We start from the raw sequence: 17,368 nt of genomic DNA, 5'->3' as shown, positions 1-17,368 counted from the left end.
CAGCGGTGTCCACGCGCGAACATAACAACATCAATCTACGGTACCGACATTCACCATGGCCAACAACTTGACGAAGATCATCGCCGGGCTGCTGATCGCAATCGCAGTCCTGCTCGGGATCTATGCATGGACGCTTGGCCGCGCGCCGGCTCATCCGCCGGTTGTGGCAACGCCGACCATCGCGGCGCAATCGGTGCCGCTCGTCGTGGCCGCGCGCGTGCTGCCGGCCGGCCAGCCGATTCCCGCCGATGCATTGAAGCTTGCACAGGTGCCGATGATGCCGACTGGCGGGTTCAGCGATCCGACGGCCCTTGTCGGTCGCGTGCCGGCGAACGACATTCTTGCCGCCGCACCGGTGCTCGAAGGCGCGTTGACCTCCGGACTGGCCGACCAGGTGGCGCTTGGTGAGCGTGCCGTCGCCGTGAAGGTCGACGAATCGAACGCGGTCGGCAACCGGCTGCGGCCCGGCAACTTTGTCGACGTGTTCCTGAATCTGCGGCGTGACGGATCCGGCGGCGCCCTGGTGAATTCGGAGATTCCCGCTACGCAGGCGCGCCTGCTGCTGTCGAGGGTCCGTGTGCTGTCGTTCGGCGATGCGACCTCCGATCGGGACGGCGGTGGCGGACCGAGCGGCGCGGTGCGGACCGCGGTGCTCGCCGTGCCGACCGCACATGTCGATGCGCTCACGCTCGCCGAGGCAAGCGGTCGTCTGACGCTCGCGCTGCGCAATCCGCGCGACACCGACATCGCGACACAGACGGTCGCGGTTCGTACGGGGGGCGGGGGCGCGACGCCGTCGGCGCAGGCCGCGAGCGGCGTATGGCTGGACGACCTGTCGGGTGGGCGTGCGCGTGCTACGCCCCGCGCGCCGGTTGTCCCGCGCGCGCCGGTGATGGCCCGGGGGAGCGGCAGCAGTATCGAAGTCATTCGTGGCGGGCGTGCCGAAACGGTTGCCTATTGACATCAACGTACGATCATCGACAGCAGCTACGGAACAGAGAAGGCCGCGCGACGGCCCCGACACAATGACAAACAAACTGATTGCATACGCGATTGCTATCTGGGCCATGACCTTTGGTGTCCTGACGGAGGCTGCCGGTACGAACGCGTCGATTGACCTTGCGGTCGGCTCGCAACGACAGGTCGCTGCCGGCCGCACGCTGCAACGGATTGCGGTTGGCGATCCCGCCGTCGTCGACGTGCTGGTCATGAAGGGGAGCCATGCCGGATCCGTGCTGCTGATTGCGAAAGCACCGGGTTCGACGAACGTGTTGTTGTGGGAGCGGGGCCGCGACGAGCCGACGGTGTGGAACGTCAATGTCGTCGATGCGGCCGCCCAGGCCGCACTGGATGGTTCGGGGCCGAAGGTCAAGGGATACGGCGGAGCCGCGGTCCTGTCAGGCTCCTCGGCGTCGCTCGACGCGCATGAACGGGCCGTGGCCGTCGGCAAGCGGATGGGCGGCAAGGACGGCACGGTAATCGATGCGTCGACGGTCGGTAACCGGAGCGTCGTGCAGGTCGATGTGCGCGTCGTCGAATTCAGCCGCTCGGTGCTGAAGGAAGCGGGGCTGAACTTCTTCAAGCAGAGCAACGGATTCGCGTTCGGTGCGTTTTCGCCGGGCGGTCTTCAGTCCGTGACGGGCGGCGCGACGTCGGCCTTCGCGGCGACGGGCGGCATTCCGATCGCGTCGGCGTTCAACCTGGTCGTGAATTCCGCCGGCCGCGGCATTTTCGGCAATATTTCGATTCTCGAAGCGAACAACCTGGCCCGTGTGCTTGCGCAGCCGACGCTGGTGGCGCTGTCGGGGCAGAGCGCGAGTTTTCTCGCGGGCGGCGAAATTCCGGTGCCGGTGCCGCAGGCACTCGGCGCGACGGCGATCGACTGGAAGCAGTACGGCGTTGGTCTCACGCTGACGCCGACCGTGCTGAGCCAGCACCGGATCGCGCTCAAGGTCGCGCCCGAATCGAGTCAGCTCGACTTTCAGCACGGCGTGACGATCAACAGCGTGTCGGTGCCAGCCATCACGACCCGGCGCGCGGATACGACGGTCGAACTGGGTGATGGCGAGAGCTTCGTGATCGGCGGCCTGATCGACCGCGAAACGATGTCGAACATCAGCAAGGTGCCGGTCCTGGGCGATCTGCCGATCATCGGTGCGTTCTTCAAATCGTTGAATTACCAGCAGAACGACAAGGAGTTGGTGATCATCGTGACGCCGCATCTGGTGGCGCCGATCGCGAAGGGCGCACCGCTGCCGGCGACGCCGGGCGAGCTGTCCGAGCAGCGCGACGGGCCTGTCTGGCGCTCGTATCTTGGCGGTATCGCGTCGCCGGATGCCGCGCCGGGATTTTCGAAATGACCGCACGGCGCGGCATCGCGCGATACGGATTCGGGGGTATTCAACATGAACGCGAGAACCCTTTCATTGGCTGAGCCCGCCGTGACTGATTATTTTGTATGCGCATCCCACCAGGACGAGCATCTGCGCTGGCTGCGGGATACGCTCGTCTCGGCCGGCATGGTGGAAGCGGTATCGCTGGAGCCCGGCGCGCTGGCCCAGCGCATCCTCGGGCTCAACCCGGCGATCGTCTTCATCGATTTTTCCCGTGCCCAGGCCGAAGCGAGTGCTGCCGCGGCGGCGGTGCGTCTTGCACATCCGAGCCTGCCGGTGGTCGCGCTCGGTACGTTGGCGCAGCCGGAAAGCGCGCTCGCGGCGCTCCGGGCCGGCGTGCGCGATTTCATCGACGTTTCCGGCAGCGCGGAAGACGCATTGCGTATTACGCGCGGACTGCTCGAGCACGCCGGCGCGGAACCGGCCAATCGCCACGGCAAGCTGGTCGCGCTGCTCGGTGCGCGCGCCGGGATGGGCGTGAGTACGCTCGCATCGAATCTCGCCGTATGGCTGCACAAGCGCGGCGCTGCCGGCATCGTCTCCGGCGACGCGCCTGCCTTCGGTGTCGCCACGCCGCATGCCCGGCAAACGGCGCTCGTGGATCTGGGGCTGCCGGCGGGCGATAGCGCACTCTTTCTCAACACGCGTTGCGAATTCCATTTCGTCGAGGCCGTGCGGAACCTGCGCCGCATCGACCGGACCTTCGTCAACACGGCCCTCGCCCGACACGCGAGCGGCGTGGCGTTGACGACGCTGCCGCCGAACCTCGCCGATTTGCGCGACGTGTCGTATGCGGCCTGCGTCGGCCTGCTGAACCGGCTGCGCGCATTCTTCGATCAGCAGATCGTCGATCTGGGCGGCTTTACCAACCTGGAGTTCGTCGCGCAGATCGCGGCGGTTGCCGACGAGGCGTGGCTGGTCTGCGATCAGGGCGTCGCATCGATCGTCTCCGCGGTCGATCTGCTCGAGGGGCTGCGCGATGCAGGGATGGACCTCGGCAAGATGCGTCTCGTTGTCAACCAGTACGACGCGGCACTGAGCCTGACGCCGGCCCAGATCGCAGACCGGCTCGGCATCGCGTTGCTGGCGACGCTGCCTGCGCGGCGCGTGTCGATCGGGCAGGCGGCCAACCAGGGGCGACTCATCGTCGACATGGCCGAGCGCGATCCGTATGTGCGTGCGCTCGAGCCGCTCGCGGAGCGACTGGCAGGCACGGTGACGCCGGCAAAGAGCGCCGCTTCGGGCCTGTCCGTGCTCAAGCGTTTCATTCAACCTTCGTCCAAGCGTTCGTAAGCGATGGCACACGACATTCAATTTGCCGACGGCGCCGCGCCGTTCTCCCAGTCGCAGCAGTTCCATGACATCAAGAATGCCGCGCACGAACATTTGCTGACGCGCATCGAGGAACTGGGGGCCGAATTCGGTCGTTGGTCGCGCCAGGCAATCAATCAGTTCGTCGACCTGGAAATCGACAGCTTCGTGCGTTTGCGGCGCATCCCGCTCAACGAGAACGAGGTCAGGACGATTGCCGAGGCGCTGACCAAGGAGCTTGCCGGGTTCGGGCCGATCGAGGACTTGCTCGCCGATCCGCATGTCGAGGACATCCTGATCAACGGCTACAACGACATCTACGTGTCGCGCCACGGGATCCTGGCCAAGCTGCCGATCCGCTTTACCGATAACGCGCACCTGCTGCGTATCGTGCGACGCATCCTTGCGCCGATCGGCCGACGCCTGGACGAATCGAATCCGATGGTCGATGCGCGCCTGCCGGACGGCGGGCGTGTCAACGTGGTGATCGAGCCGCTGTCGATCGACGGGCCGGTCGTGTCGATCCGGAAATTCCGCAAGGATCCGCTCAAGCCGGCCGATCTGCTCGGCAACGGCACGTTCAATGCGGAGCTCGGTGCGCTGCTCGAGGCGGCGGTCGAGGCACGCTGCAACATCCTCGTGTCGGGCGGCACGAGCTCGGGCAAGACTTCGCTGCTCAATGCGCTCGCGTTCCACATTCCCGAGCCGGAACGCGTCGTGACGATCGAGGATACGGCCGAACTGTCGCTGAATCACCCGCATGTCGTGCGCCTCGAAAGCCGGCCCGGCGGCTTCGACGGCACCGGCGTCGTGTCGATTCGCGATTTGCTGCGCAATACGTTGCGGATGCGTCCGGACCGGATCATCGTCGGTGAAGTGCGCGGCGGCGAGGTGCTCGAAATGCTGCAGGCCATGAACACGGGCCACGACGGCTCGATGGGAACCGTGCATGCGAGTTCGCCGCGCGAGTGCCTCTATCGTCTCGAGATGCTGGCCGGCTTCGCCGGGTTCCAGGGCACCGAGTCGAGCCTGCGCCGGCAGATCGCGAACGCGATCGACTTCATCGTGCAGATTGGCCGTCTGTCCAACGGCCGGCGCCGGATCCTGTCGATTACCGAGGTAACCGGCCTGTCGGACAACATCATCGCGACGCAAGAACTGTATCGCTACGAGGCGCGCGTCACGCCCGAAGGCGAAGAAGTCGACACCTGGGAATCGCTCGGCATTCATCCGCACTCGCCGAAGCTCGCCCGCTTCCGTCAGACGCTGCAGGGCGGCTTCGGCGGTAGCGGCGGCGGTGGCGGGTTCGGCGGCGGGTTCGGCCGCGGCGGCGGGGGTTTCAATGTATAGCGTGCTGGCAATGGCGCTTCTGCTCGTGGCCGCCGCGCTGATGCTGTGGCGGCACGGCGAGATGAAGCGCGATCGCGCCGACGTGCAGCGCTTCATCGACAGCCGGATCGAACCCGGCGCGCGAGCGGGCGGTGTGCGTCAGCAGCAAGCCCGGCCGGCGGCGCCCGCCGCGGCGCGCGCGTCAGCCGGCGTACCCGCTTCGCAATGGGCACGCTGGCGCGCAGTCGCGACCGAGTATTTCGCCAACGTGGCAAGCCGCGCGGGAATCGAGGACGCGCGCGGCAAGGCGCTGCTTGCGTTACTGGCGCTGATCGGGGCCGCGTTCGCCGCCGGGGATCGGGGCGGCTGGCTCGGCGGCATCGCCGCGCTCGTCTGCGGGGCTGCGCTGCTCGTGTTCTGGCTGGTGTCGCGCATACATCGGCGGCGCCAGATGATCGTTCGCCAGTTGCCGTCGTTTCTGGACGGCATCGTGCGGCTGGTGACGCTGGGCAATAGCGTGCCGGCCGCGTTTCAGGCCGCGCTGCAGACCACCGAGGCGCCATTGCGCGGCTGCCTGGACCATGTGTCGAGGATGCTGCGCACGGGCGTCGAGATCGACCGCGCGATGATGCATATCGCGAACGTGTACCACACGAAGGAGTTCGAACTGGTCGGGTCGGTGCTGCGGCTGTCGGTGCGGTACGGCGGCCGCGCGGACATCATGCTCGACCGGATGTCGACGTTCATGCGCGACCTCGAACAGGCCGAGCGGGAACTGGAGGCGATGTCGTCGGAAACGCGTTTGTCTGCATGGGTGCTCGTCATGCTGCCGATCGCGATCGGCAGCTTCGTCATCGCGACCAATCCGCTCTATCTCCAGTCGATGTGGAACGATTACACCGGTCGGCAGTTGCTGGTCCTCGCTTTCATGCTGCAGGCAGCGGGCGGGATCTGGCTTTATCACATGGCCAAACTCAGGTGACGGCATGACAGCCAATCAACTTGGTTCGCTCGCACTGGTGCTTGGGGCGCTGGGCATCCTGTTGCTGGCGCTGCTCGCGATCCGCAGCGCGCATGCGCAATCGCGCAGCGGCCGGACACTGACCGACGCACTCGAGCGGCGGCTTGCAGCGCTGGCGGCCGCGAGCGGGCGGGCGGCCCAGGATGCGGACGAATCGTTGCGGAAGGAGCCGGACGCCCGGCAGGCACCCGGTCAGCCGTCGCGACTCGCGCAAATGCAGGCACGTCTGTCGGTGTTCGGGATGCGCTGGCTGGATACCGGTATCGGTCGGCTGGTCGTGGCCGAAGAGGATCGGCTGCTGCTCGAGCAATGCGGTTTTGTCGATACGCGCACGCGCGGCTTGTTCCTGAGTGCGCGGATCGCCTGCTCGATCGTCATTCCGCTCGCATACATCGGCGTGGTCGGGCCGCATGTGAGTGGCACGCAGTGGTGGCTGGGCGTGGGTATTTCGTTCATCGTCGGATTCATGGTGCCGAAGCTCTACCTGAGGCGCCGTGCCGCGAAGCGTCGACAAGCGGTGACCGACGAGTTGCCGCTGCTGGTCGACATGCTGCGTCTGCTTCAAGGGGTTGGCCTGTCGCTCGATCAGAGTATTCAGGTCGTCACCAACGACTTCAAGGGCATGATGCCCGTGCTCTCGTCGGAAATGGAAATCGCCCAACGGCAGTTCGCGGCGGGGCGAACACGCGAGCAGTCGTTGCAGCGGTTGTCGTCGGGCTTTGAAAACGAGGATCTGCGCGCCATCGTGCGATTGCTGATACAGGTCGACAAGCACGGCGGCGCGGTCCAGGAGCCGCTCAAGCAGTTCGGCGAACGCTTGCGCGAGGCACGTCGCGCGATGCTGCGCGAGCGCATCGGTCGATTGACGGTGAAGATGACGGGCGTGATGATCGTGACGCTTCTGCCCGCGCTGCTGATCGTGACGGCCGGGCCGGGGATGATTTCGGTGCTGCGTGCGCTGAACCAGGCGCAGCACTGATGCAGGGAAGGGAAAGGACGGAAAATGAAACGCATCGATGAAGTCGCGAAAGTGGCCGGCATGGTGGCGATGGCTGGCCTGCTCTGCGCATGTTCGGCGTTCAAGGAAAGCGGGTACGGTGTTGGCCCGCAAGCCGAGCGTGCGGCATTGATGGACGCCGCGGCCCAGAAACAGGCAGCACCCGATACGCCCGGCATGTATCTGGGCCTGATCGAGCGGATGCAGTCGCAAGGACTGTACTACGCGTCGCTTGCGCATATCGATGCGTACGAGAAGCAGTACGGTGCGTCACCGCAGACCATCCTTCTGCGCGCCGATGCGTTGCGTATGACCGACCAGCCCGCCGCGAGCACGGCTGTCTATACGCAACTGCTCAACACGCCGCTGGCGTCGCGCGGGTATCGCGGGCTGGGGCTGATCGCCGGTGCGGCGGGCGATTTTCCGCGCGCCGCGCAGGCATTGGCGCAGGCGACGGTGCTGGCACCGACCGATGCCGCGACGCTGTCGGATCTCGCCTACGCAAAATTGCGCGGCGGCGATATCGACGGTGCGCGCATCCCGCTGATGAAGGCGGCTGAACTCGACCAGAACAATCCAAAGATCATCAGCAACCTGGTGCTGTACCTGCTCGCGTCCGGCCGTACGCGCGACGCGCAGCGACTCATGGCACAGCAGAAGCTGTCGGCCGACGTGCGCAACGACATCCGCGGCGACGCGATGAAAATCACGGCGGCAGCGCGTGCGTGGCGCCGCGCGGCACCGCCGCCGGCCTCGGTCGCGACGGTGACGCCGGTCGGCTCGGGCAGCGTGGTCGACGTGTCGGGCGCCGATGTCTCACGGCGGCCGTCGCCCGTCGCAAACATTCAGGGATTCGATCCCACCGCGCCGCTGCTGCAACGGTTCGCACAATGACAAAGCATTCGGGGGGAAGTGACATGACGAACGACAAACATTTCAAGCGCCGCCTTGCATGGCTGCATCGCGGCATCACAGTGGTTGCATTGCTGGGGGCCACGACTGCGGCACATTGCGCGGAATCGATGCCGTCGGCGGCCGAAGTCGGCCATGCGACCGACGCGCTGCTCGCGCTGCAGCGGGACAACCGTGCGGCGGGACCGGCGTTGCCGATGTTGGGCGATACCGCGTCGCTCAGTTACCAGCGCTATCTCGATTCGTTCAAGCACAAGATTCCGGAGTCGATGGGGTCGCCGGTCAACGCGAACGGCAGCGGCGGGGCCGGCGGACAGCATTCCATGCAATCGTATTGAGCGGGACGGTAATGATCGCGGCTCGCCATTCATCGAATCGAGTGACCGGACGGGGGCGCGCCGCGCCGCGGCGACAGCGCGGCGCGGTCGTCGTCATGGCGTCCGTATGGATACTGCTGGCGATGGTCATTCTCGGTTCGGTCGACATCGGCAACGTGTTTCTGGCCCGCCGCGACATGCAGCGCGTCGCCGATCTCGCGGCGCTGGCGGCGGTCCAGCGGCTGGACGATGCGTGTGCGAACGTGACGAGCGTGGCCACGAGCAACGCATCGACGAACGGCTTTTCCGTCGGCGGCACCACGACCCTGTCGGCCGATTGCGGTTATTGGGCACCGACGGCCACCGGGACGTCGAGCAGTTTCTATTCGTCGAAGACATCGGTTCCCATGCTCACCCAGCTGAATGCGGTCCGGGTCACGATTTCCAAGTCGATGCCGTATTTCTTCTTTGGACCGACGCGCACCGTGATCGCCACGTCGACCGCGAAGGCGACCAACATCGACACGTTCTCGATCGGCGCGACGCTGGCCGCCGTCGGTGGAGTCGGCTGCTCGGGTGTGCCGACCGGCAATCCCGGTCTGGTGAATGCGCTGCTGGGCGCGCTGCTGCAAGGCCAGGGCGGTACGCCGCTGACGCTCAATCTTGCGTCCTATCAGGGCCTTGCCTGCGCGAACGTCAAGCTGGGTGATATCGCCGTCGCACTGCAGTCGCTGTCGGTGGGCAACGGGACGATGGGCGGGCTGGTGAATGCGCAGGCATCGGTCGGCACGCTGCTCAAGGCGACGGTGGCGGCAGTCGGGAAGACCACCACCCTCGGCACCGCTCTGCAGTCGAGTGCTACCGGCGCACTGAACAACATCCTTAACCTGAGCCTGCTCAGCAATACCAGCATCAACGTCGCGCGCCTGACCGGACAGGGTGCCACGTCGCTGCTCACGCTCGGCCTCGCGAATGCGGAGGCGGCGGCCGACGCGACCGTGAACGTGCTCGATCTCGTGATGGCGATGGCGCAGATCTCGCAGAGCGGCAAGCCGGGCGTCGTAATCGGCGCGAATGTGCCGCTTGCGCTGCCGAACGGCACTTCCGTATCGATCGCGCAGTTGCAGGTGCAGGTCATCAGTCCGCCGACCATCGCGGTGGGCGAAGGCGGGAAGGACGCGACCGGCGCGTGGCGCACGGTCGCGACGAATGCGCAGATCGGCGTTTATCTCCTCGTCGACCTCGGTGTGAATCCGCTGCCGGTCGTGGCGTCCGCGAACGTGTATCTGCCGCTTTACGTGCAGCTCGGTGCGGGCAGCGCAACGCTGTTGTCGACCAATTGCCGGACCTCGCCGAATTCGGCCACGATCAGCGCGCAACCGAGCGTCGCGAATCTATGTATCGGCCAGCCGCCGCTCAGCGGCAACCTGCTCAACCTGCCGGCGACCTACAGCTGCTCGACGCCCGCCAAGGTGCTAGACGTGCAGCTACTGGCGGGCGCGGTCGAGGTGTCCGCGACCGTCTCCAACGTGTCGGTGGCGCTGGCCGGCAACACGGCGACCAATACGTTTTACGGGCGGGGCGGAAGCGATCCGTCCTACTACTGGACCACCAACACGAATGCGCTGGGTTCAGCCGTGAGCAATGCATTGGCAGGTCTGAGCTCGGCCACGATCACACCGAAAGTGGAGATGCTGTTCGGATTCGTCACCGTCCCGCTCACAGCGGATTTTGTTCCGAAACTGCTAGGGGTCCTGACCGGTGTTTTGAGCCCGCTGTTGAGCGCGCTGGACGGTATCATCGATCCGCTGCTCGATCTGCTTGGCGTCCAGCTCGGTGCCGCCACGGTACATCAGATGTCGCTGACCTGCGGCGCTGCGCAAACTGTCAGTAATTAGAGAAGCAAGACCACCCGATGAGAAACACGCCCGCAATCGCAGAACTCGATCTGTACGTCTGGGAAGGCAAGGCGGACATTGTCGACCGCGTTGCCCGCTGCATGGCGAGCTTCGACGTCGAAGTGATCCGCGCCGACAATGCGGAAATCTCGCCGGAGCGCGCCGCATTGCGGCCATCGCTCGCGATCATCAGCGTGACGATGATCGAAACCGGCGCGGCGTTCCTGCGCGACTGGCAAGCCAACATCGGCATGCCGGTCGTCTGGGTCGGTGCGGCGCGCGACCACGACGCATCGCAGTATCCGCCCGACTATTCGCACATTCTGCCGCTCGACTTCACCTGCGCCGAACTGCGCGGGATGATCGGCAAGCTCGTCACGCAGCTGCGCGCGCACGCGGCCGAAACGCTGCAGCCGTCCGAACTCGTCGCGCACTCGGAGTCGATGCAGGCGCTGCTGCACGAAGTCGACACGTTCGCCGACTGCGACACCAACGTGCTGCTGCACGGCGAAACCGGCGTCGGCAAGGAGCGCATCGCGCAATTGCTCCACCAGAAGCATTCGCGCTATCGCAACGGCGAATTCGTGCCGGTCAACTGCGGCGCGATCCCCGACGGCCTGTTCGAATCGCTGTTCTTCGGACATGCGAAAGGTTCGTTCACCGGCGCGGTTGTTGCGCATAAAGGCTATTTCGAACAGGCGGCGGGCGGCACGCTGTTCCTCGACGAAGTCGGTGACCTGCCGTTGTACCAGCAGGTCAAGCTGTTGCGCGTGCTCGAGGACGGCGCCGTGCTGCGGGTCGGCGCGACGTCGCCGATCAAGGTCGATTTCCGTCTGGTCGCGGCCAGCAACAAGAAGCTGCCGCAGCTCGTGAAGGACGGCCTGTTCCGCGCGGATCTTTACTATCGACTCGCGGTGATCGAGCTGAGCATTCCGTCACTGGAGGAGCGCGGCGCGGTCGACAAGATCGCGCTGTTCAAGTCGTTCGTCGCGGAAGTGGTGGGCGACGAACGGCTCGCGCAGCTGTCCGATCTGCCTTACTGGCTCGCGGACGCGGTCGCGGACAGCTATTTCCCCGGCAACGTGCGCGAACTGCGCAACCTCGCGGAGCGCGTCGGCGTGACGGTGCGGCAGACGGGCGGCTGGGACGCGGCGCGGCTGCAGCGGCTGGTCGCGCATGCGCGCAACTCGGCGCAGCCGGTGCCGGTGGAAAGCGCGGCGGAAGTCTTCGTCGACCGAAGCAAGTGGGACATGAACGAGCGCAGCCGCGTGATCGCGGCGCTCGACGCAAACGGCTGGCGGCGCCAGGATACGGCGCTGCAGCTCGGCATCAGCCGCAAGGTGTTGTGGGAAAAGATGCGCAAATATCAGATATTCGACGAAGAGCCCGAGACTCGCGAAAGCGAATAATTAATGAGATAAAATCGCGCTGCATTACAACGATACGGGCGGGGAATAAAAATTCATGAGCCATATGACGGGGTTGGCGCGGGCGTGTGTGTTGCTCGCGATGATGGGAGGCGTGCAGGGCGCGTCCGCGCAGGGGTTGGCCGGCAATGGAGCGCCGGCCGTACAGCAGGCGTCGGCGCCGGTAGCGGCGATTCCGGTGCTGGACCAGCAGGTTCAAACGTCGGTGCAGCCGCAGGCGGGCGACACGACCGGGCCGAGCACGGTTGACGAGCTGCAGCGCCAGATCCAGGCGCATTCGCTGACGGAAATGCGCACGAGCTATAACGGCAGCTACGGCGCGAGCCTGCTGTTCAGCGTGAAGGACGGTGCCTATTTCGTTGCGCTGTTCCAGCAGAAGGCGTTCTGGCGCGTGATCAAGAGTTACGACGAAACGCGGGCGGAAGCGATTTATCGCGATTTCTCGCATCAGGCGGAACGGCTGGCCGTCAACGAATTGCGTGCGGCGAAGCTGGAATCGCAGAAGGCCCAGACGGACCGGCAGATCGCGCTCACGCAGGAGCGGGCGCGGCGTCTGCAGGCCGACATCTCCATCGCACGCGAGCAGCAGGCTGCGGTCGTGGATCGCCAGAAGAGCGTCCGCAATGAAACGGCGGCGCTGCAGGCGCAGCAGGCGGAGCTTCAGTCGCAACTGCGCGCATTGCAGCAGCAGGTGCGTTCGCTGCAGCGCGAGGCCAACGCGGGCTTGCCGGCGACGGCACACTGAGGGATCACCGTACGGCCGGTGCGGCGACATGCCGCGCCGGCCCACCAGGAAAGAGGGCAAGCCGGTTGGCTTGCCCTTTTGTCTTACTGGCCGTCCGGCACGATTCGCCGGCGGCGCGTGACGATCACCGGCCCGTTGCCGCCGCGGGTATCGGACGGCGACGTGTTGCCCGACGCGTCGCCGGCGTCGCGCGGCGCGCTGTAGCCTTCACGCGGTTCGCGCGGAGCGCTGTAACCTTCGCGGGGGGCGCCATAACCCTCGCGCGGTTCGCGGGAGCCATAGCCTTCGCGCGGTTCACGCGAGCCGTAGCCTTCACGCGGCTCGCGCGAGCCGTAGCCGCCGTCGCCGCGCGATTCGCGGGAGCCGCCGTGTGAGCCGTACGGGCTGTGACCACCGCCTTCGCGGCCGCCCGGCCGACCGCCGGTGCGCGGGCCGCGGGGGCCGCCGCCGCCCGGGCGCGAGCCGCCCGTATCGAGCTGGATCGTGGAAATCGCACGCTTGTAGATGCCTTGCAGACCCACGGGGGTGCGCAGCATCACCAGGTACTGGTCGAACGACTCGATACACCCCGTCAGACGAATGCCGTTGACGAGATAGATTTCAACACGCTTACGTTCCTTGCGCGCCGAATTGATGAAGTCGTTTTGCGGATGGGATTCTGCGGGATTGGCCATTGAGGTGCGGCAGGAGCCTGCGTCAGAGAATATGTTGTGCGTGTGGATGGCGTGGTCGCCCACCAGGTGTTTGGCGGGATTTTACCCTGTTCGTTCCAGCAGCGCGCGCTCGTGATTGTGTCGAACCGTAACCCACTATAGACGTTCCAGCGCGTTTTCGCGATTCGGCCAAATGGCTAACGCCGTTTCGTTACGTCGCGTTACGACTCTCGCAGCGGCGTAGCACCTGGCCCGGCGCGGCCGGCTTATCTTCATCGCGCGTGCCGGGCAGGCCGGCGGATCAGGGAACGGAAACATGAACAAGAGGGGATGGGCGGTATCGATCGGGAGCGTGGCGCTGCTCGCTTCCGCCAGTGCAATGGCGCACGTCGACCTGTCGGTGGGCGTCGGCGTGCCGGTCGCGCCGGTCTATGTCGAACCGGCGCCGGTCTATGTGGCGCCGCAGCCGGCGGTGGTCGCGTATCCGGGCTACGGATACGGTTACGACGGCGACGAGGACGACGACCGTTACCGGAAATGGCGCAAGCACTATTACAAGCATTGGCACAAGCATCACCACGACGATGACGACGACTGAGCGCGCCATGCGGTACGCCGTTGACGCTCAGAACGCGTAATCCGGGTTTTTCGGGTCGAACGCGGATTCGTCGAGCGGGGCCGGCGCGATCTTCTCAATGATGATCCGCTCGAAGATCCTGCCGTCGTTGTCATACGATTCGACGGTCCGGAAGTAGGGCGCGTGCAGGTCGAGCCCGAGCGTTTCCTTCTTCGCGTAAAACTGCGGCCGGCCGGTCGGCGTCTCGTAGGTGAGCGCGACGACGCGCACACCGCCGATCGTCTTCGCTTCCACTTGCGTCGGCCGCTGCACGCCGGCTTCCTGGTATTTCTTCCCTTCGGTCAGGTACAGGTTCGTGATGAACTCGGTGCCGAGATCCTTCACCTGGTGATTCGACTGCGCGCGTGCGAGTGCGCCGTCGAGCGCCGTCCACAACGGAATCTTGCCGAGCAGGCCGCCGAGATGGCCGTACATCTCGTCCTTGCGCTGGGTCGTGTCGTAGATCGTCTCCTGGCCCGCATGCGCGCCGCCCGGCAGCCATTTCGCATAGACCCGCAGCGGCTCGCGGGTGGTTTTCACGAGCATGCGATCGGGCGTGTCGGACCATTTCCCGCTGATGCGTTCCTGCCGCACGATCGTGAACTGGTACGACGGATAACCGTTGGGACCGTTGCGGATATAGAGCGGCACGGCGAGCGGATCGAGCGCCTTGAACAGCGTCGTCAGCGTCGCATCGTCGAGTTGGGCGAGCGTGCCGCGCTGGGCGGCCGTGCGCAGCCAGCGCGCCTGCTGCGCGGGCGGCTCGTGCGCGACCTTCGCCAGCTCCGCCGGCAGGGCGGCCGCCTGCGCCGCGCTCGCGGCATCGGCCGTTTCCTGCGCGTGCAGGCCCGGCTGAGCGAGCAACAGCAACAGCATGCCGGCGACCGCAGCGGCGGCATGCGTAGCACGCGTCGCGCGGCGCTTGTGTCCTTCGTTCATCGACAGTGTCTCCCGGAGCGATGCGTCGTTCAGCCTTGTTTCGCGGCCTTGATCCTGGCGAGCTCCTCGTCGCGCAGCGCGCGGCGCAGGATCTTGCCGACGTTGGTCTGCGGCAGCGCGTCGCGGAACTCGACGAACTTCGGCATCTTGTAGCCGGTCAGGTTCTTGCGGCAGTGCGCGAGCACGTCGTCGACGGTCAGCGCCGGGTCGCGGCGCACGACGAAGACCTTGATCCGTTCGCCCTGGACTTCGTCCGGGATACCGATGGCAGCGGCCTCGCTAATGCCCGGATGCATCACCAGCACTTCCTCGATCTCGTTCGGATACACGTTGAAGCCCGACACGAGGATCATGTCCTTCTTGCGGTCGATGAGGCGGATGAAGCCGCGCTCGTCCATCACGCCGATGTCGCCGGTGGCGAGCCAGCCGTCGGCGTCGATCACCTTCGCGGTCTCGTCGGGCCGCTGCCAGTAGCCGCGCATCACCTGCGGCCCGTGCACGCACAGCTCGCCCGGCTCGCCGACGGCGGCCCAGGTGCCGTCCTCGCGGCGAAAGCGCACGAGCGTCGACGGCGCGGGCAGGCCGATGGAGCCGCTGAATTCGCCCATGTCGTTCAGGTTCACCGGATTCATCGTGACGATCGGCGAGCATTCGGTGAGCCCGTAGCCTTCGACGACCGGCCGGCCCGTGACCTGCTGGAAGCGCTCCGCGACCGCGCGCTGCATCGCCATCCCGCCCGCCATCGCGAGCTTGAGCTGCGAGAAGTCGCGCTTGCGGAATTCCTCGTTGTCGAGGAACGCGTTGTACAGCGTGTTGATGCCGGTGATTCCGGTAAACGTTTCGTTGCGGATGATCTTCATCACCATCTTCATGTCGCGCGGGTTCGCGATCAGGATGTTGCGCCCACCGAGCCCCATGAAGATGAACGCGTTCACCGTCAGCGAATAGATGTGATAGAGCGGCAGCGGCGTCAGCACGGTCTCGACGTCGCCCGACACCTGATCGGCGATCCACGCCTTGGCCTGCAGCAGGTTCGCGATCAGGTTGCCGTGCGTGAGCATCGCGCCTTTCGCGACGCCGGTCGTGCCGCCGGTGTATTGCAGGAACGCGAGATCGTCGCGCGTCGTCGGCACCGGCTGCGGTTTGCCGCGCGCGCCGAGCGCAAGGGCGGAGCGCAGCCGGATCGCCTGCGGCAGGCTGTAGTCAGGCACCAGCTTCTTCACGTGCTTCAGCACGAAGTTGATCAGGCGTCCCTTCGCATTGAAACCGTCGGCGAGCAGGTCGCCGAGCGCGGTGACGACGATGTTCTTCACCTGCGTTTCCGGCAGCGCTTCCTGCAGCGTGCGCGCGAAGTTCTCGAACACGACGATCGTCTGCGCGCCGCTGTCCTTCAACTGGTGCGCGAGTTCGCGCGCGGTATAGAGCGGATTGACGTTGACGACGATCGCGCCGGCCTTCAGCGTGCCGAACAGGGCGACCGGGTACTGGAACGTGTTCGGCAGCATGATCGCGACGCGGTCGCCGGGCTTCACGCCGGTGCTTTGCAGATACGACGCGAACGCGTCGACTTTCTGCGCGAGCGTGCGGTAGGTCATCGATGCGCCCGCGCTTACGTACGCGACCCGCTCGGCGAAGCGCGTCGTGCATTCGTCGAAGAACTGCACGAGCGACGTGTATTGCGTGACGTCGATCTCGTGCGGCACGCCGGGCGGATACGACGCGTACCAGACGCCGTCGCTGTTCGGCGGCAGCTGGGTCGTTGCGGTTGCTGCGGACGAGGACATGATGTGTCTCCAAGGCTTTGCGGGGAACGAGCGTCGGCGCTTCAGCGCTTTGCGCTCGTCCCATGCTTTTCGTCGACGAAAGCCGGCCAGCCGTGGCTCCCGCCGCATGACATTCGTACGGCCCGGGCCGCCCAAATCGTGAATCGCCGCCTGCGCGGCGTGACGCAATCAGCTCGCCGAATGGGCGGTCGCCGTATCGGCCGTGGCCGCGGGCGTACCCGTACCCGGCGAAAGCCCGAATGCTTCGCTCGCGCCCGCATCGTCGAGCACGGCCGCGAAGATCGACAACTGCGTGCTGTCGGGCATCGGCGCCTTCAGCGCGGCGACGATCAGCGACGACAGCCGCGCGATCATCTGCACGTCGTTCATCGTGCGGCGTTGCGAGAATTCGTCGATCAGGCTTTCGGTTTCGGCACCGGCCAGCGCGCCGGACAGCGCGCCGATCGCGAAGTGCAGCCGCCAGCCGAGCTCCGTGCGCGGCAGATGCGGCAGCGCGCGCTGGAACGCATCGAAGAAGCGGCCCGCGACGCTCGCATAGTGCGCGGTCAGGAAGTTGCGCACGAACGGCGACGGGTCGGTGTACGCGCGGCCGATCAAGCGAAGGAACGCGGGGCCGCCGCGATGGGGGTCGCGCGACGCCTTCAATGCGGGAATGAACATCGCGCCGAGCACGTGCTCGCAGGTGATGTGCGCACCGAGCTGCGCATCGAAGCGGTCGAGGATGCCGAGGCGTTCCTGGTTGAGCTGGTCGAGCCGACGCGACAGCATCGCGTGGATCAACGCTTCCTTGCTGCCGAAGTGGTAGTTGACCGCGGCGAGGTTCACCGCCGCGCGCGACGTGATCTGCCGCATCGACATCGCTTCGAAGCCATGCTCGATGAACAGGTCCTCGGCCGCATCGAGGATGCGCGCCTTCGTGCCGCCGGCCTGCCGATTGCCGGGTGCCCGCGTCCCGGACGGCCGTCCCGCGGACGATCGTCCCTCCTGAGTTACTGCCATGTCCCGCCTCCCTATGCCGGTCGCGCG

General features: G+C 66.0%; 16 protein-coding genes. 12 read left to right on the top strand and 4 right to left on the bottom strand.

Going from position 1 to position 17,368, the window contains the following annotated elements; all coding sequences use genetic code 11:
- Positions 1–55 precede the first annotated feature (55 nt).
- The 11 genes from cpaB (at position 56) to SB771_RS11355 (ending at position 12,350) form a co-directional block, all read left to right on the top strand.
- Positions 56–961: a Flp pilus assembly protein CpaB gene (gene cpaB, locus SB771_RS11405; protein WP_175660687.1), complete on the top strand. Its 906-nt coding sequence runs from the start codon at positions 56–58 to the stop codon at positions 959–961.
- Between the two features lie 64 nt (positions 962–1,025).
- Positions 1,026–2,360: a type II and III secretion system protein family protein gene (locus SB771_RS11400; protein WP_175660887.1), complete on the top strand. Its 1,335-nt coding sequence runs from the start codon at positions 1,026–1,028 to the stop codon at positions 2,358–2,360.
- 45 nt (positions 2,361–2,405) lie between these two features.
- A complete protein-coding gene (locus tag SB771_RS11395) occupies positions 2,406–3,686 on the top strand; it encodes a fimbrial protein (RefSeq protein ID WP_175660688.1) in 1,281 nt (426 codons plus the stop codon).
- A 3-nt stretch (positions 3,687–3,689) separates the two neighbouring features.
- On the top strand, positions 3,690–5,054 hold the full coding sequence (locus SB771_RS11390) for a CpaF family protein (protein ID WP_011656708.1): 1,365 nt from the start codon (positions 3,690–3,692) through the stop codon (positions 5,052–5,054).
- The gene (locus tag SB771_RS11385) at positions 5,047–6,015 is read left to right on the top strand and encodes a type II secretion system F family protein (RefSeq protein ID WP_105834286.1); all 969 of its coding nucleotides are present in this window, start codon (positions 5,047–5,049) and stop codon (positions 6,013–6,015) included. The genes SB771_RS11390 and SB771_RS11385 overlap by 8 nt, the downstream gene beginning before the upstream one ends.
- A 4-nt stretch (positions 6,016–6,019) precedes the next feature.
- Positions 6,020–7,033 (top strand): type II secretion system F family protein, encoded by a 1,014-nt coding sequence (locus SB771_RS11380; protein WP_105834287.1) that lies wholly within the window; start codon positions 6,020–6,022, stop codon positions 7,031–7,033.
- 24 nt (positions 7,034–7,057) lie between these two features.
- Positions 7,058–7,945 (top strand): pilus assembly protein, encoded by an 888-nt coding sequence (locus SB771_RS11375; RefSeq protein WP_175660690.1) that lies wholly within the window; start codon positions 7,058–7,060, stop codon positions 7,943–7,945.
- The gene (locus SB771_RS11370) at positions 7,942–8,301 is read left to right on the top strand and encodes a DUF3613 domain-containing protein (RefSeq protein WP_410721795.1); all 360 of its coding nucleotides are present in this window, start codon (positions 7,942–7,944) and stop codon (positions 8,299–8,301) included. The genes SB771_RS11375 and SB771_RS11370 overlap by 4 nt, the downstream gene beginning before the upstream one ends.
- An 11-nt stretch (positions 8,302–8,312) precedes the next feature.
- Positions 8,313–10,178 carry a TadG family pilus assembly protein gene (locus SB771_RS11365; RefSeq protein ID WP_175660692.1) on the top strand — a complete coding sequence of 622 codons (1,866 nt, stop codon included), beginning with the start codon at positions 8,313–8,315 and terminating at the stop codon, positions 10,176–10,178.
- Between the two features lie 17 nt (positions 10,179–10,195).
- Complete coding sequence (locus SB771_RS11360) at positions 10,196–11,587, top strand: sigma 54-interacting transcriptional regulator (RefSeq protein WP_011656714.1); 1,392 nt, start codon at positions 10,196–10,198, stop codon at positions 11,585–11,587.
- A 55-nt stretch (positions 11,588–11,642) separates the two neighbouring features.
- Complete coding sequence (locus tag SB771_RS11355; protein ID WP_105834292.1) at positions 11,643–12,350, top strand: DUF2968 domain-containing protein; 708 nt, start codon at positions 11,643–11,645, stop codon at positions 12,348–12,350.
- 83 nt (positions 12,351–12,433) lie between these two features.
- Here SB771_RS11355 and hfq read toward each other — a convergent pair whose 3' ends face one another.
- Positions 12,434–13,024 carry an RNA chaperone Hfq gene (gene hfq / locus SB771_RS11350; protein WP_012363769.1) on the bottom strand — a complete coding sequence of 197 codons (591 nt, stop codon included), beginning with the start codon at positions 13,022–13,024 and terminating at the stop codon, positions 12,434–12,436.
- A 295-nt stretch (positions 13,025–13,319) separates the two neighbouring features.
- Between hfq and SB771_RS11345 the strand changes: the two genes are divergently transcribed.
- Entirely contained in the window at positions 13,320–13,601 is a 282-nt protein-coding gene (locus SB771_RS11345) for a hypothetical protein (RefSeq protein WP_126227643.1), read from the top strand.
- 27 nt (positions 13,602–13,628) lie between these two features.
- On the opposite strand, the gene SB771_RS11340 is transcribed toward SB771_RS11345, so the two are convergent.
- The 3 genes from SB771_RS11340 to SB771_RS11330 all read right to left on the bottom strand — a co-directional run bounded on the left by SB771_RS11340 (position 13,629) and on the right by SB771_RS11330 (position 17,341).
- A complete protein-coding gene (locus SB771_RS11340; protein ID WP_175660693.1) occupies positions 13,629–14,558 on the bottom strand; it encodes a DUF1571 domain-containing protein in 930 nt (309 codons plus the stop codon).
- A gap of 29 nt (positions 14,559–14,587) precedes the next feature.
- Positions 14,588–16,342 (bottom strand): AMP-binding protein, encoded by a 1,755-nt coding sequence (locus SB771_RS11335; RefSeq protein ID WP_175660694.1) that lies wholly within the window; start codon positions 16,340–16,342, stop codon positions 14,588–14,590.
- Between the two features lie 168 nt (positions 16,343–16,510).
- Complete coding sequence (locus SB771_RS11330) at positions 16,511–17,341, bottom strand: TetR/AcrR family transcriptional regulator (protein ID WP_175660695.1); 831 nt, start codon at positions 17,339–17,341, stop codon at positions 16,511–16,513.
- Positions 17,342–17,368: the final 27 nt, after the last annotated feature.

It is taken from the genome of Burkholderia sp. SIMBA_051 (assembly GCF_046534915.1).
Taxonomy (GTDB): Bacteria; Pseudomonadota; Gammaproteobacteria; order Burkholderiales; family Burkholderiaceae; genus Burkholderia; species Burkholderia ambifaria.
Note: the sequence above shows the minus strand (reverse complement) of the source record. Positions and strands in the feature narration are given on the sequence as shown.

What these genes read in the sequence shown, in the direction of transcription:
- cpaB (WP_175660687.1), top strand. Translation starts at nt 56, where the DNA reads ATGGCCAACAACTTGACGAAGATCATCGCCGGGCTGCTGATCGCAATC.
- SB771_RS11400 (WP_175660887.1), top strand. Translation starts at nt 1,026, where the DNA reads ATGACAAACAAACTGATTGCATACGCGATTGCTATCTGGGCCATGACC.
- SB771_RS11395 (WP_175660688.1), top strand. Translation starts at nt 2,406, where the DNA reads ATGAACGCGAGAACCCTTTCATTGGCTGAGCCCGCCGTGACTGATTAT.
- SB771_RS11390 (WP_011656708.1), top strand. Translation starts at nt 3,690, where the DNA reads ATGGCACACGACATTCAATTTGCCGACGGCGCCGCGCCGTTCTCCCAG.
- SB771_RS11385 (WP_105834286.1), top strand. Translation starts at nt 5,047, where the DNA reads ATGTATAGCGTGCTGGCAATGGCGCTTCTGCTCGTGGCCGCCGCGCTG.
- SB771_RS11380 (WP_105834287.1), top strand. Translation starts at nt 6,020, where the DNA reads ATGACAGCCAATCAACTTGGTTCGCTCGCACTGGTGCTTGGGGCGCTG.
- SB771_RS11375 (WP_175660690.1), top strand. Translation starts at nt 7,058, where the DNA reads ATGAAACGCATCGATGAAGTCGCGAAAGTGGCCGGCATGGTGGCGATG.
- SB771_RS11370 (WP_410721795.1), top strand. Translation starts at nt 7,942, where the DNA reads ATGACAAAGCATTCGGGGGGAAGTGACATGACGAACGACAAACATTTC.
- SB771_RS11365 (WP_175660692.1), top strand. Translation starts at nt 8,313, where the DNA reads ATGATCGCGGCTCGCCATTCATCGAATCGAGTGACCGGACGGGGGCGC.
- SB771_RS11360 (WP_011656714.1), top strand. Translation starts at nt 10,196, where the DNA reads ATGAGAAACACGCCCGCAATCGCAGAACTCGATCTGTACGTCTGGGAA.
- SB771_RS11355 (WP_105834292.1), top strand. Translation starts at nt 11,643, where the DNA reads ATGAGCCATATGACGGGGTTGGCGCGGGCGTGTGTGTTGCTCGCGATG.
- hfq (WP_012363769.1), bottom strand. Translation starts at nt 13,024, where the DNA reads ATGGCCAATCCCGCAGAATCCCATCCGCAAAACGACTTCATCAATTCG.
- SB771_RS11345 (WP_126227643.1), top strand. Translation starts at nt 13,320, where the DNA reads ATGAACAAGAGGGGATGGGCGGTATCGATCGGGAGCGTGGCGCTGCTC.
- SB771_RS11340 (WP_175660693.1), bottom strand. Translation starts at nt 14,558, where the DNA reads ATGAACGAAGGACACAAGCGCCGCGCGACGCGTGCTACGCATGCCGCC.
- SB771_RS11335 (WP_175660694.1), bottom strand. Translation starts at nt 16,342, where the DNA reads ATGTCCTCGTCCGCAGCAACCGCAACGACCCAGCTGCCGCCGAACAGC.
- SB771_RS11330 (WP_175660695.1), bottom strand. Translation starts at nt 17,341, where the DNA reads ATGGCAGTAACTCAGGAGGGACGATCGTCCGCGGGACGGCCGTCCGGG.